The 10,976-nt window shown below is 71.2% G+C and carries 10 protein-coding genes; all 10 read left to right on the forward strand.

All coding sequences use genetic code 11. From position 1 onward, the window contains the following. Positions 1–136 precede the first annotated feature (136 nt). The 10 genes from ACQPZ4_RS38450 (at position 137) to ACQPZ4_RS38495 (ending at position 10,908) form a co-directional block, all read left to right on the forward strand. The gene (locus tag ACQPZ4_RS38450) at positions 137–1,117 is read left to right on the forward strand and encodes a LacI family DNA-binding transcriptional regulator (protein ID WP_433047345.1); all 981 of its coding nucleotides are present in this window, start codon (positions 137–139) and stop codon (positions 1,115–1,117) included. Positions 1,118–1,184: 67 nt separating this feature from the next. After that, positions 1,185–2,480 (forward strand): ABC transporter substrate-binding protein, encoded by a 1,296-nt coding sequence (locus ACQPZ4_RS38455; protein WP_433047348.1) that lies wholly within the window; start codon positions 1,185–1,187, stop codon positions 2,478–2,480. 13 nt (positions 2,481–2,493) lie between these two features. Continuing rightward, the gene (locus ACQPZ4_RS38460; RefSeq protein ID WP_433047351.1) at positions 2,494–3,465 is read left to right on the forward strand and encodes a carbohydrate ABC transporter permease; all 972 of its coding nucleotides are present in this window, start codon (positions 2,494–2,496) and stop codon (positions 3,463–3,465) included. Further along, positions 3,462–4,301 carry a carbohydrate ABC transporter permease gene (locus ACQPZ4_RS38465; protein ID WP_433047354.1) on the forward strand — a complete coding sequence of 280 codons (840 nt, stop codon included), beginning with the start codon at positions 3,462–3,464 and terminating at the stop codon, positions 4,299–4,301. The genes ACQPZ4_RS38460 and ACQPZ4_RS38465 overlap by 4 nt, the downstream gene beginning before the upstream one ends. A 7-nt stretch (positions 4,302–4,308) precedes the next feature. Next, a complete protein-coding gene (locus ACQPZ4_RS38470) occupies positions 4,309–4,911 on the forward strand; it encodes a hypothetical protein (protein WP_433047357.1) in 603 nt (200 codons plus the stop codon). Positions 4,912–5,042: 131 nt separating this feature from the next. After that, complete coding sequence (locus ACQPZ4_RS38475) at positions 5,043–5,966, forward strand: alpha/beta fold hydrolase (RefSeq protein ID WP_433047359.1); 924 nt, start codon at positions 5,043–5,045, stop codon at positions 5,964–5,966. Positions 5,967–6,193: 227 nt separating this feature from the next. Further along, positions 6,194–7,894 carry a RyR domain-containing protein gene (locus ACQPZ4_RS38480; RefSeq protein ID WP_433047362.1) on the forward strand — a complete coding sequence of 567 codons (1,701 nt, stop codon included), beginning with the start codon at positions 6,194–6,196 and terminating at the stop codon, positions 7,892–7,894. A 15-nt stretch (positions 7,895–7,909) separates the two neighbouring features. Next, positions 7,910–8,383 (forward strand): hypothetical protein, encoded by a 474-nt coding sequence (locus ACQPZ4_RS38485; protein ID WP_433047365.1) that lies wholly within the window; start codon positions 7,910–7,912, stop codon positions 8,381–8,383. A 112-nt stretch (positions 8,384–8,495) separates the two neighbouring features. Next, the gene (locus ACQPZ4_RS38490) at positions 8,496–8,729 is read left to right on the forward strand and encodes a hypothetical protein (protein WP_433047367.1); all 234 of its coding nucleotides are present in this window, start codon (positions 8,496–8,498) and stop codon (positions 8,727–8,729) included. A gap of 34 nt (positions 8,730–8,763) precedes the next feature. Further along, positions 8,764–10,908, forward strand: a complete 2,145-nt coding sequence (locus tag ACQPZ4_RS38495; protein WP_433047370.1) for an FxsB family cyclophane-forming radical SAM/SPASM peptide maturase — start codon at positions 8,764–8,766, stop codon at positions 10,906–10,908. Positions 10,909–10,976: the final 68 nt, after the last annotated feature.

The raw sequence follows: 10,976 nt of genomic DNA on the forward strand, positions 1-10,976 counted from the left end.
GCGCAAGACCGCTCGCTCCGGTCAATACCGCGCTCTAGATCGCATCGAGGGGCGTTGACACGGGAGCAAACGTTTGCATAATTGGCACCACCGCGGTGACCCAGGTCACCGTCTCGCTCATCCGAGAGGACCCCACGTGCCCGCCACGATCCGAGATGTCGCCCGCGCCTCCGGCGTCCATGTCTCCACCGTGTCGCGCACGTTCTCGGCGCCCCACCTGGTCAACCCCGACACGCGCAGCCGGGTGCTGTCAACCGCGGAGAGCCTCGGCTACCGGCCCAACCGGGCCGCCCGCGCCCTGATCACCGGCCGGACGCACAACATCGGCCTGATCGTCGCGGACATCGCCAACCCGTTCTTCCCCCCGCTCATCAAGGCCGCCGAATCCCAGTCGCGCCAGCGCGACTACCACCTCTTCGTCGCCGACACCAACGAGGACCCCGTGGTCGAGGAGCAACTCGTCCACGCCCTCGCCAAGCAGGTCGACGGCGTGCTGCTGTGCAGCCCGCGCATGAGCAACGACCTGATCGAGAAGCTCCGCAAGGAGGTGCCCCTGGTCGTGGTCAACCGGCCCGTCGAGGGGCTCCCCGCGGTCGTGATGGACGTCGCCAGCGGCGCCCGGACCGCGGTCGAACACCTGGTGGGCCTCGGCCACCGCGACATCGCCCTGCTGGGCGGGCCGCGCGGCTCGTGGACCAACCGGGAGATCCGCCGCTCCGCCACCGCCGCGGCCCGGGTCGCGGGCGCCACGCTCACGGTCCTGGGGCCCTTCCAGCCCACGGAGGCGGCGGGCTCCGCCGCCTGCGCGGCGCTGCTGGCCACCGGGGCGACCGCCGTGCTGGCCTACAACGACCTCATGGCGATCGGCCTGCTCGAGGCCCTGCACGACCGCGATGTGAAGGTGCCGGAGGAGCTCAGCGTCATCGGCATCGACGACATCATGCTCAGCCGGATCGTGCGCCCGAAGCTCACCACCGTGGCGACCCCCACCGCGGCCGCCGGCCGGGCGGCCGTGGACATGTTGCTGCACCACGACGAAGACCACCGCTCCACCGCACTCGTCACGCTCCAGACCCAACTGGTCGTCCGCGACTCGACCGGCCCCGCTCCGGTCTGAACCCCATTCGCGCGTTCGGCCAATCCGTTGTTCGCCACGGCGCTCAATGCCTAGGAGTGAAACTTCCATGTCCGGAACCCCTCGCCGACGGCTGCTCGCGATCGCCGCCGCGGCCGCTCTGCTCGTGCCCCTCGCCGCCTGCGGTGACGACGCCGGCTCATCGCCCTCGGCGGACTCCACCGAACCGGTCGAGCTGAGCTTCTTCTGGTGGGGCGGCGACGCCCGCGCCAAGCTCACCGAGGACGCGCTGAAGCTGTACACGGCCAAGCACCCCAACGTCACGTTCAAGACGACGTGGCAGGCCAACCAGGGCTACTTCGACAAGCTGGCCACGCTCACGGCCGGCAACGCGGCGCCCGACATCTTCCAGATCGACGACAACTACCTGACCGAGTACGCGTCGCGGAACGTCACGCTGGACCTGAGCACCTACCAGAAGTCCGGCAAGCTGGACACGTCGAAGTTCCCCGAGAGCCTGTGGAAGTACGGCGAGGTCGACGGCAAGCTCGCCGGCGTCGCGTTCGGCGAGAACACGCAGGGCCTGGTGTACAACAAGACCAAGCTGCAGGCCGCCTCCCAGCCGCTGCCGACCACCGGCATGTCGTGGGAGCAGTTCATCACGTGGGCCCAGGCGGCCGGCGCGGCGACCAAGACCGCCGGCACGCAGGACCCGAGCGCCGACTACAAGGCCTTCTGGGTCTGGCTGCGCCAGCAGGGCAAGGACCTGTACAAGGGCAAGGAACTGGGCTTCACCGCGCAGGACGTGCAGGCCTGGTTCGACCTGTGGAAGGGCGCCCGCGACAACAAGGCGACGCCGACCGCCGACGTGATCCGGGAGGGCAACGCCACCGACATCACCAAGCAGCTCGTGGTCACCGGGAAAGCCCTTACCTCCTGGGTGTGGGTCAACCAGCTGCCCGAGCTGCAGAAGAACACCAAGGACGAGCTCGGCGTGATCGCCTACCCCGGCGACCCGAAGGCGCAGTGGGCGCGCGCGTCGATGTACTTCTCGGTGTACCGCGGCAGCTCCAAGAAGGACGTCGCCGTCGACGTCATCAACTTCCTGGCCAACGACCCGGAGGCCGGCAAGGTCCTCGGCACCGACCGCGGCCTGCCCTCCAACCTCGACGTGCGCACCGCGGTCGAGGGCAGCGTGACCGACAAGTCGATGAAGACCTCGATCGACGTGGAGAACACGCTCGGCAAGACCTTCGGCCCCTCGCCGCAGGTCCCGCTCAAGGGCCACAGCACCCTGCGCTCGGAGCTGATCAAGGCCGCGGAGTCGGTGCAGTCCGGCAAGGCGTCCTCCCAGCAAGCCGCCGACGCGTTCGTCGCCGCCGTGAAGACGGCCATCTCCAAGTAGGGAAATCCTTCCAGTGGCTGTCACGACCACGGAACGGACACCGCCGCGACACTCCGCCCGGGTCCCATCGGGATCCGGGCGGGGGGTCCGCCGCGAGGGCCGGGCCGGCTACGTCTTCCTCTCCCCCTGGCTGCTCGGCTTCGGGGCGTTCACGCTCCTGCCGATGCTGGGCTCGCTGCTGCTGAGCTTCACCGACTACGACATCCTGTCGGACTGGTCGGAGCTGCACTTCGTGGGCTTCGACAACTACACGCGGATGTTCACCGAGGACCCGGCCTTCTGGCACGCGGTCACGGTGACGGTGCTGTTCGGCGTCATCGCGGTCCCGCTCAAGCTGGCCGCCGCGTTCGGCGTGGCCCTGCTGCTCAACCGCGAGATGCGCGGCGTCGGGTTCTTCCGCGGCCTGTTCTACCTGCCCTCGCTGCTCGGCGGCAGCGTGGCGCTGGGCTTCGTGTGGTACTCGATGTTCAACCGCGACGGCTCGTTCAACCGCCTGCTGGCCCTGTTCGGCATCCACGGCGAGGGCTGGGTCAACGACCCCGACTGGGCCCTCGGCACGCTGATCCTGCTGGCCGTCTGGCAGTTCGGCGCGCCGATGGTCATCTTCCTGGCCGGCCTCAAGCAGGTCCCCGTCGAGCTCTACGAGGCGGCCGCGGTCGACGGCGCCGGGGCCTGGCGCAAGTTCCGCTCGGTCACGATGCCCATGATGTCGCCGGTCATCTTCTTCAACCTGGTGCTGGAGACCATCCACGGCTTCCAGGGCTTCACGTCGGCGTTCGTCATCTCCGGCGGCACCGGCGGACCGGTCGACTCCACCCTGATGTACACGCTCTACCTGTACATCAAGGGCTTCACCGACTACGAGATGGGCTACGCCTCGGCGCTGGCCTGGGTCTTCCTCGCCGCGATCGGCCTGCTGACGGTCGTGCTGTTCAGCACCGGCCGCTTCTGGGTGCACTACTCCGACGGAGGCGACGACCGATGAAAGCCATTCCGCGGTACCTCGCGATCCTCGCCATCCTGCTGATCATCCTGTACCCGCTGCTGTGGATGGTCGGCAGCTCGTTCAAGAGCCAGGAGGAGGTGCTCAGCAACGTCTCCATCTGGCCCGACAGCTGGACCCCGGCCAACTACCCGGACGGCTGGACGCACTTCAAGAGCGCCTCGGTCACCTTCGGCCGGTTCTTCGCCAACAGCGCCCTCGTGGCCCTGCTGGTCGTCGTGGGCAACGCCGCCTCCTGCCTCCTGGCCGCGTACGCCTTCGCCCGCCTGCGCTTCCGCGGCCGCCGCGTCTGGTTCGCCATCATGATCGGCACCCTGCTGCTGCCCGGCCACGTCCTGATCGTCCCCCAGTTCATCCTGTTCAAGCAGCTGGGCCTGGTCGGCGGCGAGTTCCCGTACCTGCCCCTGGTGGTCCCCCACTTCCTGGCCACCGAGGCCTTCTTCGTCTTCCTCATGGTCCAGTTCATGCGCGGCATCCCCCGCGAGCTGGACGAGGCCGCGAAGATCGACGGCTGCTCCCCGTTCGGCGTGTTCCGCAGCGTCATCCTGCCCCTGTCCAGACCGGCCCTGGTGACGACCGCGATCTTCTCGTTCATCTGGACCTGGAACGACTTCTTCCGCCAGCTGGTCTACGTCTCGGAGACCACGAAGAACACGGTGCCGGTCGCGCTGCGCTCCTTCATCGACTCCTCGGGCCAGGTCTCGGTCGGCCCGATGTTCGCGATGTCGGTGCTCTCGCTCGTACCGGTGTTCCTGTTCTTCCTGGCCTTCCAGCGCATGCTCGTCGAGGGCATCAACACCTCGGGCCTGAAGGGTTAGGTACCACATGAAACGCGACTGGCAGGAGACCGTGACCCTGGCCGCGGACGTGGCTCTGGTGGGCATCGCGGTGACCGTCGCCGCCCTCCCCCTCGTCACGGCCGGCGCCGCCCTGCGCACCGGTTCCGCCGCGATCTGCGTGATCGCCCGCGGCGAGAAGGTCTCGCCGGCCGCGATGTGGCGCCTCTTCCGGGCGTCCCTGCTCCCGGGGCTGGCGGCCACCCTCCTGGCCGCGGCGGTGGTCCTCCTGCTGGTCTTCAACGTCGGCGCCGTAGCCGCCGGCCGGGTCCCGGGCGGGTCACCCGCGCTGGCCGGCACCGGCGCCGCGGCCGCCGTGCTGCTCGCGATCGCCATGCTGGCCCTCGTCCGCCTCGGGTGGGACCCGTCCCCCTCGAGCTGGCGCGGCGCCCTGCGCTGGGCCTTTGCGACGGCATGGCGGCGCCCGGGCGCGGCGGCGGCGGTGGCCGGGGTGTCGGCCGTCGCCGCCGCGCTTGCGGTCTTCGTGCCACTGACCGCGCCGCTGTTGGTGGGCTACACCCTGTACGCCGCCCACGCGGTCACCACCCGCCTGGCCGAACGGGTGACATCGGTGCATCACGCACAAGGATGAGACCGTACGTATTAGTGACGCATGTCGGAGGTTCCCGTAGCGTGGGCTTTCTGGACGCCTTAAGCTAAAAGGCTAAAGCGCTCGTACGGACACATCGAGCTGCTTCATTCTGCGATCCGATGGGGGCTGGAGTGTCCCGTGTGGGGGAACCCCCGACGTTACTCGCATCCCGCGATGACGAGCTGAAAGTCGCCTACCAGGTCGTCGGCGACCCCACCGGGTTCCCGGTGATCCTGGCGCACGGCACGCCGGGCAGCCGTATCGGCCCGCGCCCCCGCGGCATCACCCTGTACCGCCACGGCATCCGGCTCATCTGCTACGACCGCCCGGGCTACGGGCAGTCGGACCGGCGCGAGGGGCGGGATGTCGCCGACTCCGCCCGGGACGTTGCGGCCGTCGCGGACCACCTCGGGCTCGACCGGTTCGCCGTCCTGGGTCGCTCCGGCGGGGGGCCGCACGCCCTGGCCTGCGCGGCCGACCCCGAGCTGCGTGGGCGGGTCACCAGCGTGGCCGTCCTGGTCAGTTTCGCCCCGGCGGACAGCCCCGACCTCGACTGGTACTCCGGCATGAACGCCGACAACGTGCGCGGCTTCGGCCGCGACGCCCGCGACACCGCGGCGGTCAAGGCCGAGATCACCCACCGGGCCGAGCTGGCGACGAAGGACCCGCGCCAGCTCATGCTGCACCTCGAGCAGCAGATGACGGCCATGGACCGGCAGGTCGTGAGCCAGTTCGGGCTGCGCCGGACCATCCTCGACGCCTACCGGGAGGCCCTGCGCAACGGGCCGTACGGCTGGATCGACGACGTGCTCGCCCTGGGCCAGAGCTGGAAGTTCGACCTCGGCGCGATCGACACCACGCTGACCGACGTGTTGATCTGGCACGGCAAGCACGACACGTTCGCCCCGGTCGACCACGCCCGCTGGCTGGCCGGCGCGATCCGCGGCGCGGTCTTCGAGGAGCAGCGCGACGCCGCCCACTTCGACGCCATGGAAGCGCTCCCCCTGGTGCTGGTCCGGCTCAGCCGTGGCCGCGAGGCGATCACCGCGCGCTGAACTTGCCGCAACGGTGCACGGACCGCTGAGGCGATGCGCTTCAGCATGGCCTCGGCATGCCCTCGACGGCAATGCCGGATGGCGCGCCGTGGCCGGCCCGTGGAAATGATCACTGATTCATACCTGTTAGTGACGCTGCAATTACCGCACACTGGAAGTCCATTGACGGGCGGCAGTGGGAGGGAGCGTTGGCGGCACCGGAGCGGGGCGGAGGCGGCCGGCCGGGGGTGACGACCATCCGGACGGTGTTCGGCGTCGTGGGCCTCGTGGCGCTGATCCTGGGCCTCATCGGCATGCACGGCTTTCGGACCGTGACGAGCTGGTTCGACACGACGTACTACACGCTGCAGCTCTTCGTGCTCGGCTCTGACCCGCTGCAACCTCCGGTGGACCAGGCGATTCCGTGGCAGCTGCAGGCCGCCCGGTTCCTTGCCCCGCTGTTCACCGTGGCCACCGTGGTCGAGACCACGCGCGTCCTGCTGGCCGGCGAGATCCGCCGGCTGCGATCGCGCCTGGCCCGGCGGCACGCCGTGATCTGCGGCGACACGCCGTTCGCCAAGGCCCTGGCGGCGCAGCTGTTCGCCACCGGCGAGCGGGTCGTGGTGGTCCGCTCGGCCCCGATCCGCCCGTTCGAGCTGCGCCACCGGCGCCTGCTCGGGGTGTCCGGCGACGCGCGCTCGCCGGAGGTGCTGCGCGCCGCGGGGCTGCGTCGCGCCCGCTGGCTGTACATCTGCGGCGACGACGACCAGGTCAACCACGCGGTGTCGGTGACCGCCGGCACCGAGCTGCAGCTCCGGCGCTCCTCGCCGTGGATCTTCGTGCAGCTGAACCGGCAGCAGACCTGCCACCTGCTGCAGGCCCGGCGGCTCGGCGCGGCCAACTCCAACCGGTTCCGCCTCGACTACTTCCACGTCGACGACGTGGCCGCGCGCTCGCTGTACCGCCGCCACCCCCTGCCGCCCCGCGATGCCGATGGCCGCCCGCTGCGCCTGCTGATCTCCGGCGACACCTCGTTCGCGCGTGTGCTGCTGGTGGAGACCGCACGGCACTGGCGGTTCGCCGGCGGCCAGCGCGACCACCTCGAGGTCGACGTCATCGGCCGCGACGCCGGCCGCACCGTCGCCACACTGCACGCGCGGTTCCCGTTCCTGGAAGCCGCGTGCCGGGTGCGCGCCCACGACGAGCTGCTCGGCGACTGGCTGCCCGAGATCAGCCGCCCGGCCCATTACGACCGCATCTACCTCTGCCACGAGGACGAGCAGCGGATGCTGGACCTCGCGCTGGAGAGCACGCAGTTGTGGCAGGCGGTGACCGAGAAGGTCTTCGTCGCCGCCCACGAGGCCACCGCCCTGGCCGACGCGTTCCACGGCGGCGAGCTCAACGACCTGCTGGACGAGGTCGGGGGAAAGCTGCGGGTGTACCCCATCATCACCCAGGCGTGCGACGCCCAGCTGATCGCCGACGATCTCACCGAGCGCCTGGCGGTGCGGTTCCATCAGCGGTACCTGGACACCGCCCGCGGCGCCGCCAGCCCCAGCAGCGCGGTCGGCTGGAAACAGCTGTCGGAACCGCTGCGCAACGCCAACCGGGCCCAGGTGCAGGGGATCGCGGCCAAGATGCAGAAGCTCGGCTGCGTGATCGCGGTGCGCAACGGCGAGGACGGGCTCATCACCGACCGCGAGCTGGAGGAGCTCGCCGAGCTCGAGCACACCCGGTGGTGCGAGGAGCGCGCCGGGCAGGGGTGGCGCCACGCCGAACGGCGCGACGACCGCCGGCGCCGCCATCCCGACCTGGTGCCGTGGCAGGATCTCGGCGAGGCGGGCCGTGAGAAGGCCCGCGACGCCGTGCGGTACATGACGGAGATGCTGGCCGACGAGGGCTTCACCATCGTCAGGCTTACGGAACCGGTCCGCGCGACGACCGTCTAGCGAGGGGAGACCGCTATGCGAGTCGGCATCACGGGTCATACGAACCTCACCGGCGGCGGCGCCCAGGCCATCTACACCGCCCTCATCCAGCACCTGGACGCCTACGGCGGGGACATCATCGGCGTGACCTGCCTGGCCGACGGGGCCGACCAGCTCTTCGCCCGGGCCGTGACCGCGGTCGGCGGCGTCTACGAGGTCGTGCTGCCCGCGCCCGACTACCGCCGCGTCGTGCCGCCGGAGCGCCGCCACGACTTCGACGCCCTGCTGGACGGGGCGAGCATCGTGCTGGCCACCGGCGAGAAGCGGTCGGGGCAGCGCGCGTACGTCGCCGCCAACCGGATCATGCTCGAGCGGGTGGATCGGCTCATCGCCGTGTGGGACGGGCGCGACGAGGGGGATCCGGGCGGTACCGCGGACGTCGTGACCCGGGCCCGCGCCGCTGACCTGCCGATGACCGTCATCTGGCCGGCCGGGGCCGAGCGCGGATGAGCTGCGGTGCCGCCGGTCCGCCCAGCCGGAACGCCTGACCCGATCGACCCGGAATGTAAGCCGGAGAGCACAACCCCGCACAGTACCGGTGACATCACGGCATGTCTTTCCTATGCTGATTGAAGGTCGTCTTCGCCTGGGCGGCCGGCAACCGCAATGGGGGGATAAACCAGTGCCAAGCGACGCGAAAACTGCGGAGCCGATCGATGCTCCGATCGACACCGCCCTCACTACGCCGCTCGGTGACATCCCGGTCGGGTGGGCCGACAACCTCGTGCGCAACCTGAGCCGCGGGTCGGACGATGTCGCCGCCGTTGACGTCGCCCGGTTCGGGTCGCACGTCTGAGCCGGCCGGGCGCGGCGGTGCGATCAACCAGTATGTGCTGAAGGTCGCCAGCCGCTGCGACCTGGCGTGTGACTACTGCTACGTGTACGAGAGCGCCGACCAGAGCTGGCGGCGCAGGCCGCACTTCATTGCGGCGTCCACGGTGGACGCCGCGGCCCGGCGAATCGCCGAGCACGCTGATCGGCATGCCCTGGCTCGGGTACGGGTGATCCTGCACGGCGGCGAGCCACTGCTGGCCGGGGCAGAACGGCTCGCCGACGTCATCGACCGGCTTCGCGGGCCGATCGGTGATCGGCTCGAGCTCGGCGTGCAGACCAACGGGGTGCTGCTGGACGAGCGCTTGTGCCGGCTCTTCGCCGAACAGGGCGTGCGAGTCGGCGTCTCACTCGACGGGGACGCGGCCGCGCACGACCGGCACCGGCGGCGGGCCGACGGGCGGGGTAGCCACGCCGACGTCGTGCGTGCGCTCGCTCTGCTGCGCCGGCCCGAGTTCCGCGACAGCTACGCCGGTCTGCTGTGCACCGTCGATCTCGACAACGACCCCGTCGCCGTCTACGACGCGCTGGTGGCCGAGGAGCCGCCCGGCATCGACTTCCTGCTCCCGCACGCCAACTGGGAGGACCCGCCGGCCCGCCCGGACGACGGGGACGGGGCGTATGCGCGGTGGCTGCTCGCGGTACACCGGCGATGGGTCGAAACGGGAAGGCCCGTGCGCGTGCGGTTGCTGGACTCGCTGCGCGCCACGATCGCGGGCGGGGCCAGCGCGACCGAGGCGGTGGGACTCGGCCCGGCCGCGCTCGTCGTGATCGAGGCCGACGGCACGTTCGAGCAGGTCGATGCGCTCAAGACCGCGTTCCCCGGGGCACCGGAGACCGGGCGGTCGGTCTTCTCCGACACCGTCGACGACGTCGCCGCACACCCGCTCATCGCGGTCCGCCAGATCGGCCTGGCCGGGTTGTGCACCACCTGTCGCGCCTGCCCCGTCGTGCGGCACTGCGGCGGCGGCCATTTCGCGCATCGGTACCGTGACGGGCACTTCGACAACCCGTCCGTCTACTGCACCGACCTCAAGGACCTCATCACCGGCCTGCTTCCCCATCCGCCCGGTCTCGACCCGGATCTGCTCGACGACCTCGGCACCGGCCACGGCTCGCCCACCGCACTGGCTCGCCTCGCCGCCGTGCACGACTCGCTCGTCCGCGCGTACCTGGCCGCGCTCGGGCCGCGGGCCGACCGCGACCCGCTCGCCGCACCGGCCTGGGCGCTGCTGCGATCGCTCGACCGGGACCACCCGGCGGCCGTCCGCGCGGTCCTCGCCCACCCGTTCGTGCGGACCTGGGCCGCGGCCGCAAGCGAGTCGGGCCACGACCTCGGGCAGCTCGCGGGCCTCGCCGCCGCGGCGGCCCTGCGCGCCGGCGTGACGGCCGAGGTCACCGTGCCGGTCCGCGACGGGCTGGCCGTGCTGCCGTCGCTGGGCGCGATCGAGGCCGGGGCAGCGTCACTGCGCCTGCGCATCGCCGACGGGTCCGTGGCCGGCGACCCGGTCTGGCGCCGCCCGCACGAGCTGGCCGCGGTCACGTTGGACGACGTCGATCCGTACCGCGACTGCTTCGCCGAACCGCTCGCCCCGCGCCTCACGGCGGCCGAGGCCGCAGGCTGGTCGCGCCGGCTCGACGCGGCGCTGGCGTGGCTGGATGAGCGGACCCCGCAGTACCGGCCCGGGCTGCGGACCGCGCTGCGGGTCGTCGTGCCGCTGCGCCCCGACCCGTCCGGCGACCTGCGCAGCGCGGCCGCCCGCACCGCGTTCGGCGCCGTCGCGGTGGGGCCGGCGCCCGACGCCCCGAGCCTGGCCACGCTGCTCGTGCACGAGGTCCAGCACCTCAAGCTCGGCGTCGTCATGGACGCCTGCGACCTGTTCGACCGCGCCGACCCCCGCCGGCTGGCCGTTCCCTGGCGCCGGGACCCGCGCCCGATCGAGGGGACGCTGCATGGCTGCTACGCCTTCGCGGCGGTCGCCGACGTCTGGCGGCACCGCCCGGAACGGGAGGCACCGAGACTGGCCGCGCAGTACCGCGGCTGGGTGACCGGCGCGATCGAGCAGTTGCTGGCCGGCGGCGGCCTGACCGCCGACGGGGAACGGTTCGTGCGGCGTCTGCGGGTCACCCTGGACGGGTGGTGACACGGTGGCCGTTCGGAGCGGTACGAGATCGTTCGGACGACACACAGAGCGAACCGGTACAGCGATGC

This window comes from Dactylosporangium sp. CS-033363, assembly GCF_050942475.1.
GTDB lineage: Bacteria > Actinomycetota > Actinomycetes > Mycobacteriales > Micromonosporaceae > Dactylosporangium.

Excerpts from the sequence above, each read along its gene's own strand:
- ACQPZ4_RS38455 (WP_433047348.1), top strand. The coding sequence starts at position 1,185 with ATGTCCGGAACCCCTCGCCGACGGCTGCTCGCGATCGCCGCCGCGGCC.
- ACQPZ4_RS38465 (WP_433047354.1), top strand. The coding sequence starts at position 3,462 with ATGAAAGCCATTCCGCGGTACCTCGCGATCCTCGCCATCCTGCTGATC.
- ACQPZ4_RS38470 (WP_433047357.1), top strand. The coding sequence starts at position 4,309 with ATGAAACGCGACTGGCAGGAGACCGTGACCCTGGCCGCGGACGTGGCT.
- ACQPZ4_RS38485 (WP_433047365.1), top strand. The coding sequence starts at position 7,910 with ATGCGAGTCGGCATCACGGGTCATACGAACCTCACCGGCGGCGGCGCC.
- ACQPZ4_RS38490 (WP_433047367.1), top strand. The coding sequence starts at position 8,496 with ATGCTGATTGAAGGTCGTCTTCGCCTGGGCGGCCGGCAACCGCAATGG.